19 protein-coding genes are annotated in these 17,240 nt (G+C 72.2%); all 19 read left to right on the top strand.

Annotated features, from left to right (window positions below; translation table 11 throughout):
* Positions 1-47 precede the first annotated feature (47 nt).
* The 19 genes from BFV98_RS01570 (at position 48) to BFV98_RS01480 (ending at position 17,207) form a co-directional block, all read left to right on the top strand.
* On the top strand, positions 48-1,394 hold the full coding sequence (locus BFV98_RS01570) for a PHB depolymerase family esterase (RefSeq protein ID WP_071094545.1): 1,347 nt from the start codon (positions 48-50) through the stop codon (positions 1,392-1,394).
* Between the two features lie 144 nt (positions 1,395-1,538).
* Entirely contained in the window at positions 1,539-1,919 is a 381-nt protein-coding gene (locus tag BFV98_RS01565; protein ID WP_174361719.1) for a helix-turn-helix transcriptional regulator, read from the top strand.
* Positions 1,873-2,340, top strand: a complete 468-nt coding sequence (locus BFV98_RS01560; protein WP_071094543.1) for an SRPBCC domain-containing protein — start codon at positions 1,873-1,875, stop codon at positions 2,338-2,340. Before BFV98_RS01565 ends, BFV98_RS01560 begins: the two co-directional genes overlap by 47 nt.
* Positions 2,333-2,758 (top strand): DUF6069 family protein, encoded by a 426-nt coding sequence (locus BFV98_RS01555; protein WP_071094541.1) that lies wholly within the window; start codon positions 2,333-2,335, stop codon positions 2,756-2,758. The genes BFV98_RS01560 and BFV98_RS01555 overlap by 8 nt, the downstream gene beginning before the upstream one ends.
* Before the next feature lie 144 nt (positions 2,759-2,902).
* On the top strand, positions 2,903-4,033 hold the full coding sequence (locus tag BFV98_RS01550; RefSeq protein ID WP_013476402.1) for an ABC transporter permease: 1,131 nt from the start codon (positions 2,903-2,905) through the stop codon (positions 4,031-4,033).
* Positions 4,030-4,755, top strand: coding sequence for an ABC transporter ATP-binding protein (locus tag BFV98_RS01545; protein WP_013286884.1), 726 nt, complete (start codon positions 4,030-4,032; stop codon positions 4,753-4,755). The genes BFV98_RS01550 and BFV98_RS01545 overlap by 4 nt, the downstream gene beginning before the upstream one ends.
* Before the next feature lie 62 nt (positions 4,756-4,817).
* Entirely contained in the window at positions 4,818-5,402 is a 585-nt protein-coding gene (locus BFV98_RS01540) for a TetR/AcrR family transcriptional regulator (protein WP_071094539.1), read from the top strand.
* A 488-nt stretch (positions 5,403-5,890) separates the two neighbouring features.
* Positions 5,891-7,918: an FAD-dependent oxidoreductase gene (locus BFV98_RS01535; protein WP_071094537.1), complete on the top strand. Its 2,028-nt coding sequence runs from the start codon at positions 5,891-5,893 to the stop codon at positions 7,916-7,918.
* Positions 7,919-7,982: 64 nt separating this feature from the next.
* Entirely contained in the window at positions 7,983-9,059 is a 1,077-nt protein-coding gene (locus tag BFV98_RS01530; protein ID WP_071094535.1) for a class I SAM-dependent methyltransferase, read from the top strand.
* Positions 9,059-9,370: a hypothetical protein gene (locus BFV98_RS01525; protein WP_013286888.1), complete on the top strand. Its 312-nt coding sequence runs from the start codon at positions 9,059-9,061 to the stop codon at positions 9,368-9,370. Before BFV98_RS01530 ends, BFV98_RS01525 begins: the two co-directional genes overlap by 1 nt.
* Complete coding sequence (locus tag BFV98_RS01520; protein WP_013286889.1) at positions 9,370-9,756, top strand: nuclear transport factor 2 family protein; 387 nt, start codon at positions 9,370-9,372, stop codon at positions 9,754-9,756. The genes BFV98_RS01525 and BFV98_RS01520 overlap by 1 nt, the downstream gene beginning before the upstream one ends.
* 100 nt (positions 9,757-9,856) lie before the next feature.
* Complete coding sequence (locus BFV98_RS01515) at positions 9,857-10,969, top strand: ABC transporter substrate-binding protein (protein WP_013286890.1); 1,113 nt, start codon at positions 9,857-9,859, stop codon at positions 10,967-10,969.
* Positions 10,970-10,994: 25 nt separating this feature from the next.
* Positions 10,995-11,825, top strand: a complete 831-nt coding sequence (locus tag BFV98_RS01510) for an ABC transporter ATP-binding protein (protein ID WP_013286891.1) — start codon at positions 10,995-10,997, stop codon at positions 11,823-11,825.
* 12 nt (positions 11,826-11,837) lie between these two features.
* Complete coding sequence (locus BFV98_RS01505; RefSeq protein WP_030268404.1) at positions 11,838-12,698, top strand: ABC transporter permease; 861 nt, start codon at positions 11,838-11,840, stop codon at positions 12,696-12,698.
* 100 nt (positions 12,699-12,798) lie between these two features.
* Complete coding sequence (locus BFV98_RS01500; RefSeq protein WP_071094533.1) at positions 12,799-13,545, top strand: SDR family NAD(P)-dependent oxidoreductase; 747 nt, start codon at positions 12,799-12,801, stop codon at positions 13,543-13,545.
* 36 nt (positions 13,546-13,581) lie between these two features.
* Positions 13,582-14,946 (top strand): M20/M25/M40 family metallo-hydrolase, encoded by a 1,365-nt coding sequence (locus tag BFV98_RS01495; RefSeq protein WP_071094531.1) that lies wholly within the window; start codon positions 13,582-13,584, stop codon positions 14,944-14,946.
* The gene (locus BFV98_RS01490) at positions 14,943-15,770 is read left to right on the top strand and encodes an alpha/beta fold hydrolase (RefSeq protein ID WP_013476396.1); all 828 of its coding nucleotides are present in this window, start codon (positions 14,943-14,945) and stop codon (positions 15,768-15,770) included. The genes BFV98_RS01495 and BFV98_RS01490 overlap by 4 nt, the downstream gene beginning before the upstream one ends.
* Positions 15,767-16,231 carry an Ohr family peroxiredoxin gene (locus BFV98_RS01485; protein ID WP_013286896.1) on the top strand — a complete coding sequence of 155 codons (465 nt, stop codon included), beginning with the start codon at positions 15,767-15,769 and terminating at the stop codon, positions 16,229-16,231. Before BFV98_RS01490 ends, BFV98_RS01485 begins: the two co-directional genes overlap by 4 nt.
* Positions 16,218-17,207 (top strand): EamA family transporter, encoded by a 990-nt coding sequence (locus tag BFV98_RS01480; RefSeq protein ID WP_013286897.1) that lies wholly within the window; start codon positions 16,218-16,220, stop codon positions 17,205-17,207. The genes BFV98_RS01485 and BFV98_RS01480 overlap by 14 nt, the downstream gene beginning before the upstream one ends.
* Positions 17,208-17,240 lie beyond the last annotated feature (33 nt).

The raw sequence follows: 17,240 nt of genomic DNA, 5'->3' as shown, positions 1-17,240 counted from the left end.
GCGCATCCGCCCGACCCCGCCCGCACAGGGCGATCGAAGGAGTCTCCGTGAGAATCAGAGCCAAGATGGTGGTGGCCCTGGCCGCGTCGCTGGCGACGGCCGGCCTGGTGATCCCCGCCGTCCAACCCGCGTACGCGGCGTCGCTGACCGAGGTGACCAGCTTCGGCGACAACCCCGGCCGGATGCGCATGCACGTCTACGTCCCGGACGCCCGCCCGGCCCGTCCGGCCACTGTGGTGGCCATGCACGGCTGCGGCGGTTCCGGCCCCGGCTTCTACTCCGGCAGCGAGTTCGCCGGCCTGGCCGACCGGTACGGCTTCATCGTCATCTACCCCAGCGCGACCCAGCAGGCCGGCTTCGGCAACTGCTTCGACACCTGGTCCGACGCGGCCAAGCGGCGCGGCGGCGGCAGCGACCCGGTGTCGCTCATCTCGATGGTCCGCTACGTCCAGCAGCAGTACGGCGCAGACCCGGACCGGGTCTACGCCACCGGCAGCTCGTCCGGCGGCATGATGACCAACCACATGCTGGCGCTCTACCCGGACGTCTTCAAGGCCGGCGCGGCGTTCATGGGCGTGCCGTTCAACTGCTTCGCCGGCGCCGCCGACTATCCGCCCGGATCCAGCCAGTGCACCGGCGGGAACATGAACCGCACCCCGCAGCAGTGGGGTGACGCGGTCCGCCAGGCATACCCCGGCTACACCGGTCCCCGTCCCCGGGTGCAGTTGTGGCACGGCACCAACGACACGCTGGTGCCGTACTCGCTGCTCCAGGAGACGATCGAGCAGTGGACGAACGTGTTCGGCCTCAGCCAGACGCCCACGTCCACCGACACGCCGCAGTCCGGCTGGAACCGGCGGCGCTACGCCGACGGCACCGGCACCGTGCAGGTCGAGGCGTACAGCATCCAGGGCGCCGGGCACAGCCTGCCCTCGGCCGGCATGGCCGCGGCCGCGGTGGCGTTCTTCGGCCTGACCACCACGCCGAGCCCGACCACGCCCCCGCCGGGCCCGACCACGCCTCCGCCCGGCCCGACCACACCTCCGCCCGGCCCGACCACGCCCCCGCCCGGCACCGGCGCCTGCTCGGTGAGCATCGAGCTGAACGCCTGGAACAACGGGCTGACCGAGAACATCACCATCAGCAACACCGGTTCGGCCGCGGTGAACGGCTGGTCGCTGACGTTCACGCTGCCCGGCGGCCAGACCATCACCTCGGGCTGGAACGCCTCCTACTCCCCCGCCTCGGGTCAGGTGACCGCGCGCAACCTCGCGTACAACGCGGTCATCCCGGCTCGCGGCTCGACCACCATCGGCTTCCAGGCCACGCACACCGGCAACACCGCCCGGCCCGGCTCGTTCAGCCTCAACGGCGCACCCTGCACACTCGCCTGACCGGCACCGCACACTCCGGCGTTCTTCCCACGGCGCCGGGGACGGCCCCGCGACCCGAGAGGTCGCGGGGCCGTTTCACGCGTACGCCACGCCCACCTCGGCATAACGTTGAACCGAATGGTTCAGTGTCGTACGGTGAACCTCGTGGTTCAGCAAGAGACGCTCGACCGGGTTTTCGCCAGCCTGGCCGACCCCACCCGACGCGACATCCTGATCCGGCTCGGCGCGGGCCCGGCCACCATCAGCGAGCTCACCGAGCCCACCGGGATGAGCCTCACCGGCATGCGCAAGCACGTCCGGGCGCTGGAGGACGCGGGCCTCGTGGTGACGCGCAAGGTCGGCCGGTCCCGGCAGTGCCGGCTCAGCGAGGCGCCGCTGGACTCGGCCATGGCCTGGATCGCCTTCTACCGACGTCTCTGGGCCCGTCGCCTCGACGGCCTCGACGCCTACCTCACACTCACCACGGAGGACCGCGACCATGACGCTCCACATGCGAGTGACACGACACCTTCCGGGCACCCCTGACGAGGTGTTCGACGCCTACACTGACGCCGGCAAACAGAAGATCTGGTTCGGCATCCTCGACGAGCAGCCCGGCATCGTGGAGATCGACGTCGACCTGCGGGTCGGCGGGAAGCAGACCGCCGTCTGGGGCCCCTCCCCCGACATGCTGTTCCGCGAGACGCAGACGTTCCTGGAGATCGACCGCCCGCACCGGCTGGTCACCGAGTCGACTGGTACCGGCCCGGACGGCACGACCATGACCACGCGCATCGAGGTCACCTTCGAGGCGAAGGACGGCGGCACGCTGATGACCGTGGTGCAGAGCGACTTCCCGACCCCGCAGCTGCGCGACTTCTTCGTCGGCGAGGTCTGGACCGGGGCGTTCGCCCGCATCGAGGCGTACCTGATCCGAGAGCACGCAGAGGAGACCTCCCGTGGCTGACCTGTCCCGCACCGCCGTCGTCGCGCTCGCCACCGCCGTCGCGGTGGTCGTCAACCTGATCGTGTACGCGATCGGCCGGGCGGCCGGTGGCAGCTTCCTGTTCACCGCCGACGGCCGGCGGGTCGAGGTCGACGCGGTGACCGTCGCGGGCTTCAGCGCGCTGCCGCTGGCGCTCGGGCTCACCGCCGTCGCCCTGCTGGCGTACCGCTTCGCCTGGGTGGTCCGGGCGGCGCTGATCATCGGCCCGGCGCTCGCGGTGCTCACGATCGCCACCATGACGCTGCCCGCGGACCTGGACACCACCAGCAAGATCACGCTCGCGGCGTGCCACCTCACGCTCGCCCCGATCATCGTCGTCGCGGTGACCGCCCTCGGCCGGCGCGCGCGCCGCGCCACCGCGGGCCCGGTCGCCGCCTGACGCCGGGCACGGGGCGCCGCCCGCGGGACCGGCCCACGCCGTCACGGAGTGTGGTCGGGTAGACAGCCGCCGCCGGCCTCTTTTGCCGACACCGCGTTGTTAACATGACGACATGGTGTCGACAAGTTTGAGAGGTGGCGGCTGATGTTCCTGGCCATTCGTGAGCTGGGGTTCGCGCGGCTGCGATTCGCCCTGATGGGGGCCGTGATCGCGCTGATCTCGGTGCTGATGGTGATGCTGTCCGGCCTGTCCGTCGGGCTGGTCCGGGACGGTGTCTCCGGCCTGCAGAACCTGCCGGTCACCTCGTTCGCCTTCGCCCACGGCGTGCAGCACGACTCGGCGTTCTCGCGCAGCGTGGTGGACGCCTCGGCGGTGGACACCTGGCGCGACCAGCCGGGCGTGGCCGAGGCGACCCCGTTCGGCAACACGCTCGTCAACGGGCGGACCGACGGTGGCACCGAGGTCGACCTCGCGCTGTTCGGCGTCGAGACCGGCTCGTTCCTGTCCCCCGCCGTCAGCGAGGGCGACCGGCTCGGCCCGGCGGACGGGATCGTGGTGAGCCCCACCGCCATCGACGCGGGCCTGCGCGTCGGCGACACCGTGACTGTGGACCGGCTGGGCACGCGGCTGCGCGTCGTCGGCGTCACCGAGCAGCAGGACACGTTCGGCCACGTCGACGTGGCGTACGTCCCGCTGGCGACGTGGCAGGCGGTCAAGTCCGGCACCCCGGCCGGCGCGCAGGTGCCGGCGCAGGCGACCCAGGAGATCACCGCCGTCGCGGTCCGCGCGACCGGCGGCGGCTCGGTGGACCTGGCCGCGGGCGACAAGGCCGCGGGCACGGAGAGCCTGACGCTCGACGAGTCGTACGGCGCCTCGCCCGGCTACACCGCCGAGACGACCACGCTCCAGTTGATCCAGGGCTTCCTCTACGCCATCTCGGCGCTCGTGGCCGGCGCGTTCTTCGCGGTCTGGGCGATCCAGCGCAAGCAGGAGGTCGCCGTGCTGCGGGCGCTGGGCGCCTCGACCGGCTGGGTGCTGCGCGACGCGCTCACCCAGGCACTGATCCTGCTGGCCCTCGCCATCGCCGTCGGCATGGGGATCGGCCTCGGCCTCGGCGCGCTGATCTCCGGCGGCAACGTTCCGTTCGCGCTGCACCCGCAGAGCATCGCCGCCGCCGCGGCCGGCCTGCTCGTGCTCGGCCTGGTCGGCGCGGCAGCCGCCGTCGTCCGCCTCACCTCCATCGACCCGGCGACCGCCCTGGGAGGCAACCGATGAGCAGCCGGACCACACCGTCACTCTCGACGCCGGGCACCGCTGGAGCCGGCCTCGGCCTGGTCATGCGCGGCGTCCACCTGCGGCACGGCGACGGCGCGGAGACCGTGCACGCGCTGGACGACGTCGACCTGACCGTCGCGCCCGGTGAGCTGGCCGCGATCGTCGGACCGTCCGGCGCGGGCAAGTCCAGCCTGCTCGCCGTGGCCGGCGGGCTGGCCCGCCCCGATCAGGGCACCGTCACGGTGGCCGGGCACGACATGACCGTGTCCAGCCGCCGGGCGCGCACCGAGCTGCGCCGCCGGCACGTGGGGTTCGTGTTCCAGTCGGGCAACCTGCTGCCCGCGCTGACCGCCGCCGACCAGCTGCGCCTGCCGCTGCGGCTGGGCGGGCGACGGGAACGGTCCGGACGCGACCCGCTGGAGATGCTCGCGCACGTCGGCCTGGCCGGTAAGGCCGACCGCCGGCCGCACCAGCTCTCCGGCGGCGAGCGCCAGCGCGTCGGCATCGCCCGGGCGCTGATGACCGAGCCGTCGGTGCTGCTGGTGGACGAGCCGACGGCGGCGCTGGACCGGGCCCGCAGTCACGACATCGTCCAGCTGCTCGCTCAGGAGGCGCGGGAGCGCTCGGTGGCCGTCGTGATGGTCACTCACGATCACGACGTGCTGCAATACTGTGACACCATCTACGAGATGATCGACGGCAAGCTCGCCACGAGCAGCTGACCGCGACGAGCAGGGAGCGACGCGGACCGGACACGGGCGGCGGGAGACACGGGGAGGTCGCTGTGCCGAAGATCCAAGCCTCTACCGTCGCGGAACACCGGGCCGCGCAGCGGGCGGCGTTGCTCGACGCCGCCCGCGCCCTGCTCTCCGAGCACCCGGAGCAGATCCCGAGCCTGGCCGACGTGGCCCGGCACGCCGGGCTGGCCCGCTCCAGCGCGTACTCGTACTTCAAGTCCCGCACCGACATGTTCGACGTGCTGGTCGCCGACACGTTCCCCCGGTGGTCGGCCTTCGTCGAGAAGCAGATGGCCGAGGCCCGCACGCCGGGGGCGAGGATCCTGGCGTACGTCGAGGCCAACCTGCAACTGGTTGCCCGGGGCGACCACGCGCTGGCCCGGGCACTGGCATCGGCGGGCAACAGCGAGGTGCTGGCGACCTCCAGCCGGCTGCTGCACGACAGCCTCGAGGCGCCGTTGCGCGCCGCGCTCACCGAACACGGGGCGAGCGACCCGGACCGGATGGCGGAGCTCGTCCAGTCGGTCGTCTACGCCCTGAGCCGCATGATCGAGAACGGTCTCGACCTTCCGGCGGCCAGGGGCCTCGCCCGCGAGCTGCTCACGCCGTACCTGCGCCCGGACGCCGGCTGACCACCCGCCCCTGAGATCCGGCGCGGCGCGACGGCGTCCGGGCACCGCCACACCTGCTGAACAACGACGGCCCGGGTCGTCGCCGGCAGCCGCACCACGCGTGCGCGCACGGGCGACGACCCGGGCAGACGCATGTCCGGACCCGGCACCCGGGGACGCGCCGGCGCTGCCGGCGGGCGTCCGCCGACGCGGGCCGGAGCGGCCGTCCGAACGATCGGCACGGGCCTCCGACCGGCGATGGGCGGCCGGCACTGTCGTCCGAGCAGGAGGAACCGAACGATCGACCGCCGCATCGACGGTCGTCATCGGTCAGCGTTCCGCCTAGTGGAACAGCAGCTCAGAGGCGGTACGGGGAACTAAGTTACTGATCGGTAGCCCGTTGACGGCATGTGAACCCGGCCCTACCGTTCCACTCAATCGAACGGCGTACGGTTCATCCGAACGCTCTCGGCCTCGCCGAGTGCGGCCCGAAACAGGAAGTCCGAGGCATGCCTGACGACAAGCTTCTCGCTCTTCTCTCCCCCACCCGGCTCGGGCGTCTCACACTGCGGAACCGGGTCTTCGTCCCCGGCCACACCACCAACTTCGGACTGAACAATGTGCCCACCCGCCGCCACGTCGCGTACCACGCGGAGCGGGCGCGCGGCGGCGCCGGCCTGATCATCACCGAGGCGATCCGTGTGCACCCCACGAGCGCGGGCCGCAGCATCAGCCTCGGCAGCTTCGACGACTCGTCGATCCCGGCGTACGCGGCGGTGACCGAGGCCGTGCACGAGCACGGGGCCCGCATGTTCGCCCAGATCATGCACGCCGGACGGCAGGCCAACGGCGACGCGACGCGTACCGCCGCCTGGTCCTCGTCGCCGGTGCCGTGGGCGGCCGGCTCGCACGTGCCGCACGCGATGGGACGCCGGGACATCGCGGTCGTCGTCGAGGCGTTCGCCGCCGCCGCGCGACGGATGCGCGAGGCCGGCTTCGACGGCCTGGAGGTGCACGCCGGCCACGGCCACCTGCTCCAGCAGTTCCTCTCGCCGCACACGAACACCCGCGACGACGCGTACGGCGGCAGCCTCGACAACCGGATGCGCCTGACCCGCGAGGTGCTGACCGCGGTTCTCGCCGCCGCACCCGAACTGCCCGTCGGCCTGCGCGTCAGCGCCGACGAGTTCCTGCCCGGCGGCCTCGGCCCGGCCGCGGTGCTGGAGATCGTCGGGAAGCTGCGCGCCGAGTTCCCCCTCGCCTACGTGCACGTGAGCCACTCCGCCTACCACGGCAGCTGGTCGCTCGCGACGCAGATGGCGGACATGAGCTTCGGGCACGCCCCGTTCCGGCACCACGCGGCGCTGTTCAAGCAGGAGTTCCCGGACCTGCCGGTGCTCGCGGTGTGCCGGCTGGACAGCCTGCCGGAGGCGGCCGAACTCGTCGCCGCCGGCGAGGCCGACCTGGTCGGCCTCGCCCGCCCGCACATCGCCGACCCGCACCTGGTCCGCAAGGCCGAGCAGGGCCGCCAGCACGAGGTACGCGCCTGCCTGGCCTGCAACCAGGGCTGCATCGGCCGGCTGGAGACCAGCCTGCCCATCTCCTGCGTGGTGAACCCGGAGGTCGGCGCCGAGCGGGAGTGGGCCGACGCCTGGCCGGAGCTGCCCGGACCGTCCGGCGCGCGGGACGTCCTGGTCGTCGGCGGCGGTCCGGCCGGCCTGGAGGCGGCGCTCTCCGCGCACCGGGCCGGGCACCGGGTGACAGTTGTCGAGGCACGCGACCGGCTCGGCGGGCAGGTCGAGGTGGCCGCGCGCGTACCCGGCCGGGAGCGGCTCGGTCTGCTCACCCGCGACCTGGCCCGCGACGTGGCTGCCGCCGGCATCCCGGTCCGCCTCGGCCACCGCGCCGGCGTCGCGGACGTGCTGTCCGGCGGCTACCAGGACGTCGTCCTCGCCACCGGCTCCCGGCCCGCCCGCCGCGACCTGCCCGGCGGCCCGCCGGTGGTCGACATCTGGCAGGCCGTCGACCACCTGGCCGACCCCGGCTACCGGCCGGACGGCGCCGTCGTCGTGCTCGACGACGAGGGCACCTGGTCGGCGGCGTCGGTGGCGGAGGCGTTCGCCCGGCGGGGCGCCCGCGTCCACCTCGTCTCCCCCACCGCCACGGTGAGCGCCAAGATCACCACCTACTCCCGGCTGGCGCTGCTCAAGCGCTTCGCGGACCTGGGGATCGCGGTCCACCCGATGCGGACCGCCCGTGCGGCGGGCGCCGGCGCGGTGGCGCTCGGCGGCCCGCTCGCCGGCGGCGAGACGATCGTCGAAGGCGTCACCACAGTCGTCGACGGCGGCTCGGCGCAGGCCGCGGACGAGTTGTACCGGCAGCTCGACGCGCTGCCCGACGGCCCCCGTGTCCACGTCGTCGGCGACGCGAACGCTCCCCGCAGCGCCTTCGAGGCCGTCTACGAGGGACGCATGGCCGGCGCGTTCCTCGGCGCCTTCGACACCGCGGCCGCCGAACGCGTGCGGTACGCCCACTGACCCGTCCACCCCGGTCGCGGTGCACCGCGGGCCGGACCTCCCCCACCTGTAGAGGAGACAAGGCATGTTCGATGTCGAGGAGCGCCTCACCCTGGATGAGCGTTCCGCCGTGGACTTCGTCCTCGGCCTGCGCAAGCGCTGGGCGGACACCGTCTACCCGGCGCTGCGCGAGGAGTACGGCGCCACCGGGGCGTCGGCCACCACCGTCGCCGACGCCGGTCAGGTGCTGCGCGGTCTCCCGCTCTACCCGTGGTTCAGCCACCTGGAGCGGGTGCAGCAGAAGATGCTGTGGAAGGTCGCCGGCGACGCGGTGCTCAGCCGCCGCGAGGAGCTGACCGGCCAGCTCACCTCGCTGCCCGAGCAGCCGAAGGGCTCGCTGGAGCTGAACCCCGACCTGGAACTGCCCGACTGGTACACCGACTACGACATCCACATCCAGCCCGGCAGCTTCTTCTCCGACGACATGTCGGCCTACGTGTACGAGTTCGGCGCGCGCATCGTCATGCTGCGCGACAACGACGGCTACAAGTTCCACACGCTGTTCGCCCAGACCGCGCTGCCCGAGCTGCCCGCGGCGACCCGGATCGTCGACATCGGGTGCGGTTTCGGCAAGAGCACCCGCCCACTGCCCGCCAAGTACCCGACCGCGCAGGTGATCGGCGTGGACCTGGCCGCGCCCGGTCTGCGCCTGGCCCACGCCGAGGCCGAGGCGACCGGAGTCGCGATCGACTACCGGCAGGCCGACGGCCGGGCCACCGGCATCGAGGCGGACAGCTGCGACGTGGTCACCGGCACGATGGTGCTGCACGAGATGCCCGCCGCCGCGATCCGGGAGACGATCGTGGAGGCCGCGCGCCTGCTCAAGCCGGGCGGATCGCTGCGCTTCCTGGAGTTCATGCTCACCGGCGACCCGCTGCGCGACGCCACCGTCTACGAGCACGCCGAGCGCAACAACGAGCCGTTCTTCCACGACCTGTTCGGCTCGGACCTGATCGAGGTCTGCACCGAGGCCGGTCTGACCGACGTGTCGTGGACCCCGTTCGACGAGCGCCGCAACGGCGTCCAGCCGCAGGGCTGGGGCGACCGTCCCGAGTGGCACTTCCCCTGGGCCGTACTGGCCGCGACCAAGCCGGAGGCGTGATGAGCACCGAGTTCGACTACTTCGGGGACCCCAAGGTCGGCAAGCTGCTCGACCTGGTGCTGCAGCTCTCCACCGAGCTGCACGTGACCCGCCAGCGGGTACGCGTCGTCGAGGCGCTGCTGACCCGCTCCGGCGCGCTCACCGCGGGCGCCGTCGACGGGTTCGTCTCCACCGAGGAGGAGCAGAAGGTCCTCGACCGCGAGCGGGACGAGCTGCTGGCCCGCCTCATGCGCATCCTCACCGAGCACGGCCCCGCGGAGCACCCGCTGCGGGACCAGTGGGAGGCGGCGCTGAGCGAGAAGACCGGCTGATGAGCACACCGGACGCGCCCGGCCTGATCGACAGCTACCTGCAGCTGTGCGAGGACCGCGAACTCGACGAAGCGGGGCGCTTTCTCGCGGAGCGGGCGCGGTTGGTCTTCCCGGGCGGCCGGGAGTACTCGTCGCTGCGGGAGATGGCGGCCGCGTCGACCGGAACCTACCGGTGGGTGCGCAAGCACCGGGACCGCTACCTGGTGGGTGAGGCCGACGGGCGGGTCACCGTGACCTCGCTCGGGCGGCTGTACGGGGAATGGCTCGACGGCACTCCGTTCGAGGACATCCGTTACGCGGACGTCTTCGTGCTCGACGGCGGACTGATCGTCGAGCAGCACGTCTACAACGATCTGGCACTGGTCGCGCAGCAGCGCGACGCCTGACGGACAACGGTCGCGCGGCAGCGCGACGCCTGATTCCCCCACCTCCGCCGCCCCCGGCGGCGGAGGTGGTCTCCCCCGACTCATGACGAGGTGTGTGCATATGAAACGAAAGTGGGCTCTGCTCCCGGCGGCGCTGGCCGCCGCGCTGGTCCTGTCCGCGTGCGGCGGCGGCTCCGACGACGACGGCGCCGGCGGCGAGGGCAAGGAGGCGAAGCTGACCATGGCCATCGCCTCGGCCGTGATCGGCCCGAAGGAGGAGGTGGCCGTCTACGCGGTCGCCAAGGAACTCGGCTACTTCGCCGAGGAGAAGCTGACCGTCGAGACGATCAACGCCGACGGCTCGGTCGCCGCCCTCCAGGCGGTCGCGTCCGGCAGCGGCGACATCACCCCCGCCGACGCCGGCTCGGCGCTCGGCGCGGCGGAGAAGAACGTGCCGATCAAGGCGATCGGCGGCCTGGTGCAGAACTGGCCGTGGGTGATGGCTGTGAAGCCGGACTCCCCGCTCACCGGTGGCGCTGACCTGCGCGGCAAGAAGATCGGCGTGATCAGCCTGGCCTCCGGCTCGGCCCCGTACGCCCGCGCCTACGTCAAGGCCGCCGGCCTGGACCCGACCAAGGACGTCGAGCTTCTGCCGGTGGGCGTGGGCGCGCAGGCCGCCGCCGCGCTCAACGACGGCAAGGTCGACATGCTGGCGCTCTACACCCAGGCGTACGCGGTCATCGAGAACGCCGGCACCGAGCTGAAGTACCTGACCAACCCGGACGTGTTCTCCGGCATCCGGTCGCTGACCTTCAGCGTCGGCGCCCGTGACTTCGACGCCAAGAAGGACTCGTACGAGCGGTTCCTGCGCGCGGCGTACAAGGCGATGCTCTTCTCGGCGAAGAACCCCGAGGCCGCCATGAAGATCGGCTACAAGGTCTTCCCGCAGATCCTCGCCGGCAAGTCCGCCGACGAGCGCCTCAAGGCGGACACCGAGAGCCTGACCGCCTGGCTGAAGACGGCCACCCCGGCCAGCGGCGACCCGGAGCAGTTCGGCGACTGGGGCGCGATCAGCGACGAGGAGTGGGCGAAGACCCAGGCGTACACCAAGGAGGCCGGGCAGATCACCGGCGAGGTCGACCTCAAGAAGCTGTGGGATCCGAGCCTGCTCTCCGGCGCCAACAACTTCGACAAGGCCGCGGTGCTGAGCAAGGCCGCGAACTACACCGCCTAGGCAGCGGACAGCGGAAGGGATTTCGATGGCCATCAAGGCGACGGCCCGCCGGGCGCAGACGCAGGCTCCGGCATCGGTGTCGGAAGACTCCTGGATCGAGATCGACGGGCTGGACAAGGAGTACCGGCCCCGGAAGTCGGCACCGACCCAGGCGTTGAGCGACATCAACCTGACGGTACGTCGCGGCGAGTTCATCTCGGTCGTGGGACCGTCCGGGTGCGGCAAGACCACTTTGCTGAAGATCCTCGCCGGGCTCAGCCCGAAGACCGGCGGCGCGGTACGGATCGCCGGGCGGGACGTGACGAAGCCCCTTCCCGAGGTCGGGATGGTGTTCCAGGCACCGACGCTGCTGCCGTGGCGCACCATCTTCGACAACGTGATGGTGCCGGCGGAGATCCAGCGACTGGATCCCCGCCGGCACCGGGAACGCGCCCAGCAGTTGCTCGAGATGGTCGGTCTCAACGGCTTCGAGCAGAAGTACCCGCACGAGCTCAGCGGCGGCATGCAGCAGCGAGCCGGCATCTGCCGGGCGCTGGTGCACGACCCGGCGGTACTGCTGATGGACGAGCCGTTCGGCGCGCTCGACGCGATGACCCGCGAGTACATGAACGTGGAGCTGCTGCGCATCTGGCAGGAGAGCAACCAGACGATCGTGCTGGTCACGCACTCCATCCCGGAGGCGGTCTTCCTCTCCGACCGGGTGGTCGTGCTCAGCCCCCGGCCGGGCCGCATCGCGGAGGTCATGGACATCGACCTGGAGCGGCCGCGTGACCTCGGCGTCATGTCGTCCGACCGGGCCGGGGTCTACGTGGAGCGGATCCGCCGACACTTCAACGCCGCCGGCGTTATCGACTGACGAGGGACAGCCATGGCAACAAGCAACCTGGTCCGCGAGCCGGCCCAGCCACCGGCGCCGTCCGCCCGGCCCGCCAAGCCCGCCCGGCGCAAGTTCGACCTCCGCGAGAAGCCCCAGCTCTGGCTGGTCCCGACGGTCTTCGTCGTGGTCGTCCTGGCCTGGGAGTACGGCGTCCAGCTCATCGGCGTCGACGAGTACGTCCTGCCGCTGCCGTCGAGCGTGGTCGAGTCGCTGTGGCAGCAGCTCGGCGACGACCAGTTCTGGGGTCACTTCTGGGTGACCACCCAGGAGGCGCTGCTCGGGTTCGTGATCGGTGTCGGGGCCGCGCTGCTGCTCGGCACGTTCATCTCCCAGATCAAGATCGTCGAAGCCACCCTGATGCCGTACATCGTGGCCTTCCAGACCGTCCCGAAGGTCGCCCTGGCCCCGCTGTTCGTGGTCTGGTTCGGTTTCGGCCTGACCAGCAAGGTGGTCATGGCCGCGGTGATCTCGTTCTTCCCGATGCTCGTCAACGTCATCGAGGGCCTGCGGGCGGCCGACGCCGACAAGATCCAGATGCTGACGGTGTTCGGCGCGAGCAAGACCCAGATCTTCCGGATGGTCCGGCTGCCCAGCGCGCTGCCGTTCATCTTCGCCGGCCTGGACATCGGCATCGTCTTCGCCATCCTCGGCGCGGTCGTGGGCGAGTTCATCGGCGCCAAGGAGGGCCTGGGCTATCTGCTGCTCCAGACCAACTACAACTTCGACATCGCCGGCATGTTCGCCGTCCTGGTGGTGCTGTCGGTGATGGGTCTGGTGGCGCACTTCGTGATCCGGCTGCTGCAGAAGCGGCTGGCCTTCTGGGCCGAGGACACGAAGGTGATCGGCGCGTGACGACAGCTGACGGGACCGTCGTCACGCGTGCGGAGCACCGGCCGGGCGTGGTTCACGCCCGCCCGGCCGGTGGCCGGACCGGAAAGGCAGGACACGAGACATGAACACCGACCCGAACCGGTTCGACGGACGGGTGGCAGTGGTGACCGGGGCGGCCCGCGGCATCGGCGCCCGGATCGCCACGACGCTGGCACAGCGCGGCGCGACGGTGGCGCAGGCCGACCTGCTCGACGACTGGGCGGAGGCCGAGCTGACCGGCGGCGCGCACACCCGGCACCGGGTGGACGTCCGGTCGGCCGCCTCCTGCACACAGCTGGTGGCCGAGGTCCTGGACGCCCACGGCCGCCTGGACCTGCTCGTCAACAACGCCGGGATCGTCCGGCGCGGACCGGCGGCGACGATGTCCGAGGAGGACTTCACCACCGTCCTGGACGTCAACCTGACCGGCGCGTTCCGGATGAGCCAGGCCGCGTACCCGGCGCTGCGGCGCAGCGGCGGCGCGGTGGTGAACATCGGCTCCACGAACGGGCACGTCGCGGTGCTGAACACGCTCGGGTACTGCGTCAGCAAGGCCGGCGTGATGCACATGGCACGCGTGCTGGCGCTGGAGTGGGCGCCGGACCGGATCCGGGTCAACGCCGTCGGACCCACCATCGTGCCCACCGACATGACCTCCGACGTCCGCGGCGACGAGGCGTACCTGGCCGACAAGATGGCGTCGATCCCGCTGGGCCGGATGGCGCAGCCGCAGGACGTCGCCAACGCGGTCGCCTACCTGCTCAGTGACGCCGCCGCCATGACCACCGGGCAGACGATCTTCGTCGACGGCGGCGTCACCATCCACTGACTTCCCCCCTCCCCGACCCCTTCTGTGAGGACCACCATGCCCAAACCGGATACCGCGGCCGCGCTTGCGGCCGTCGACGCGCACTTCGACGAGTTCGTCGAGGAGCTCCAGCAGCTGTGCCGCATCCGCAGCCGCCGCCAGGAGCCGGAGCAGATGGAGGCCACCGCCGAGTTCATCGCCGGGTCGGTCCGCCGCTGGGGCGGCGAAGCCGAGATCATCCCGTGGGAGCAGTCGTACCCGTACGTGCTGGCCGAGGTGCCGGGCGAGGGCGACAAGGCGCTGCTGCACTTCACCCACTACGACGTGGAGGTCGAGCCGGCCGGTGACGACGCCGACTGGATCAGCCCGCCGTACGCGGCGGAGATCCACGACGGCCGGCTGTACGCCCGGGGCGTGGCCGACGACAAGGGCGTCGTCATGTCCCGCATCCACGCGGCGGCGGCCTGGAAGCTGGCCGGGCTGACCCCGCCGGTGACCAACCGGATCATCTTCGAGGGCAAGAAGTGGCTGCACAGCCCGGGTCTCGGCTCGTTCGTCGAGGCGCACGCCGACCGGCTCGCCAGCGACGCGGCGCTGTGGGAGAACTCCTGGCTCGACGGCGAGGACCGGCTGCTGCTCAAGCTCGCCGAGAAGGGCGTGCTCTACCTGCGCCTCACCGCGCAGACCCTGCCGCGCGACCTTACCAGCCAGAACACCGCGCTGCTGCCGGCTGCCACGGCCCGGCTGGCCGCCGCCCTGGCGCAGTTGCAGCGGCCCGACGGCACCGTGACGATCCCCGGTCTCGCCGACGACGCCCGGCCGCCGACCGACGAGGAGCGGGCGCTGCTGGAGAAGGTGGCGTTCGACGGGGACTTCCTGCGCAAGCGGGCCCAGGTCGACCGGTTCACCGGTGACCTGGACGACCAGGGCGCCGCGGTCGCCATCCGTACCGTGCCGACGCTCACCGTCGCCGGTTTCGCCGGCGGCGACATGCGCGACGACGTGACGCTCGGCATCCCGTCGACCGCCTCGGCGAAGCTGGAGATCCGGCTGGTGCCGGGCCAGGACCCGGACCGGGTGCTCGGCTGCATCCGCGACCACCTGGCCGCGACCGGCTTCGGTGACCTGCGCATCGAGGTGATGGCGACCAGCCGGCCCAACCTCACCGACCACCGCGACCCGTTCGTCGCGCTGGTCGCCGACGCGGCCCGCCGGGTGTACGGGACCGAGCCGGTGATCGAGCCGTACACGCAGTGGATCGGCAACCAGGGCGTGATCGCCGACCGGCCGATCGTCGGCGTCGGCGTGTCCCGCGCCGACTCCGGTGTGGACGGCCCGAACGAGAACATCCGGCTGGACGACTACAAGGCCGGCATCAAGCACGTCATCGAGGTCATGGCGGCGCTGGCGGTGGCCGAGTGACCCGGGCCCGCGGCGTGGCCCGCCGCGCCTACGTCGACGTGCCGTGGGGTCAGGTGCACTACCGGCACGGCGGCGACGCCGACGCCCCGGTGCTGCTGATCCTGCACCAGTCCCCGCTCTCCTCGGCCACCTACGACGCGGTGATCGAGCCGCTGGCCCGCCGCGGCCTGCGGGTGATCGCCCCGGACACGCCGGGGTTCGGCATGTCCGACGCGCCACCGCGCCCGTGGTCCATCCCGGAGTACGCGGCCGGGGTGTGGCAGTTCGCCGACGCCCTCGGGCTGTCCCGGGTACACCTGCTCGGGCAGCACACCGGCGCGATCGTCGGCGCGGAGGCGCTGATGTCGGCGCCGGAGCGGGTGCACCGGCTGATTCTCCAGGGCATCCCGCTCTACGACGAGCAGGAGCGGGCGGAGAAGAAGCGGTCGTACGCGCCCGGCTACGTGCCGGACCGCGACGGCGGGCACCTGAAGGTGATCTGGGACCGGGTGTACGGCCTGTACCCGCGCCTGACCCCGGAGGAGGCGGACCGGCAGGTCACCGAGTACCTGCTGACCGGACCGGACTACGCGACCGCGTACCGGGCGGTGTTCGACCACCACGTCGACACCGCCGCCCTGGACGCGCTGCCCATCGTGCTGCTGCACGGCGCCGACGACCTGCTGGACCGGATGACGCCGCAGGTGCGGGCCGCGCTGCCCGGCGCCGAGCTGGTCACCATCCCCGGCGGCACCGACTTCGTGGCCGACGAGCAGCCGGAGGCGTTCGCCGACGCGGTCGCCGCGCGGGTGCACGCCGACCTCGGACGGGAGGTGGCGGCATGAGCGCCGGCACCCCGGTAACCGAGGCGAAGGTCGTACCGGCGAACACTGTCTACACCGCCACAGTCGAGGTCTCCGGCGGCCGCGGCGGCAGCGCCCGGTCGCTGACCGGGTCGCTGCGGGTCGACCTGACCCGCCCCGCCCAGCGGGGTCCGGACGCGCCCGGCACCGACCCGGAGGAGCTGTTCGCGGCCGGCTACGCGGCCTGCTTCGACAGCGCGCTCGCGGTCGCCGCCCGGCAGGCCGGCGTGCGGCCCGGTCCGACGACCGTCACCGCCTCGGTCTCCCTCGGGCAGACCGACGACGGCCGGTACGCGATCGCCGTGGTGCTGGACGTGTCCGCGCCGCAGTGCCCGCAGGCCGACCTGGAGCGCGCAGTGGAGCTGGCCGACCGGATGTGTCCCTACTCGAACGCCCTGCGGGGCAACACCGCGGTGGCGATCCGGGTCGATGGCCACCGCTGACCTGACCCGGCCCGCAGCGGTCCGCCACCCGGCGGATCCGCAGCGGCCCGCCGGCCCGATGGCCCTGGCCGTCGGGCTCGGCGCGGTCTACCTGATCTGGGGCTCGACCTACCTGGGCAACCGGGTGGCCCTGGACAGCATCCCGCCGCTGGTCGCCACCTCGGCCCGGTTCCTGGCCGCCGCGCTGCTGCTGTTCGCGGTGGCGGCGCTGCGCCGGGGACCGGCCGGGCTGCTGCTGCCCCGGCGGCAGTGGGGCGGGGTGGGCGCCAGCGGGCTGCTGATGGTCGGTGCGGGCAGCGCGCTGCTCGCCCTGGGCCAGCAGTACGTGCCGACCGGGCTGACGTCGCTGGTGGTGGCCGGCATGCCGCTGTGGGTGCTGGTGTTGCGGCTGGCGGTCGGTCCACGGCCGTCGGCGCTCGCGGCGGTGGGCGTACTGGGCGGGGTGGCCGGGCTGGCGCTGCTGTTCTCGGTGCCGACGAAGGGATGGCACCTCGGCGGGATGCTGCTGCTGGTGGTCTCCACGATGGTCTGGGCGCTGGGCTCGACGCTGTCGCAGCGGCTGCACATGCCGGCCGACCACCTGGTCGGCACCGGCTGGCAGATGCTCGTCGGCGGCGTCGCGGTGGCGGTGGCGAGCGTGGTCAGCGGTGAGCTGGGACGGTTCGACCCGGCCGGCGTGACCGGCCGGTCCTGGCTGGCGTGGACCTACCTGATGCTGGTGTGCACAGTGGTCGGCTTCAGCGTCTACACGTGGTTGCTGCGCAACGCGCCGATCCAGCTCGCGTCCACCTACGCGTACGTCAACCCGGTGGTGGCGGTCCTGCTCGGCATGATGGTGCTGGATGAATCGTTGTCCGGACGACAGGTGCTCGCCGGTGCCGTGGTGCTCGCCTCGGTGGCGCTCGTCATCGCGCGGGAGCGACCCCGGCAGGCCGACGGCCTCCCGCCCGGGAAGACCCCCGTCGCACCCGCCTGACGCCCGGCGACCCCACGCACGTACGTCGACAGT

Origin of the sequence: Micromonospora sp. WMMB235 (assembly GCF_001855515.1) — a bacterium.
GTDB classification, from domain to species: domain Bacteria; phylum Actinomycetota; class Actinomycetes; order Mycobacteriales; family Micromonosporaceae; genus Micromonospora; species Micromonospora aurantiaca.
The sequence above is the reverse complement of the archived record's forward strand: the minus strand, read 5'-3'. Positions and strand labels throughout refer to the sequence as shown.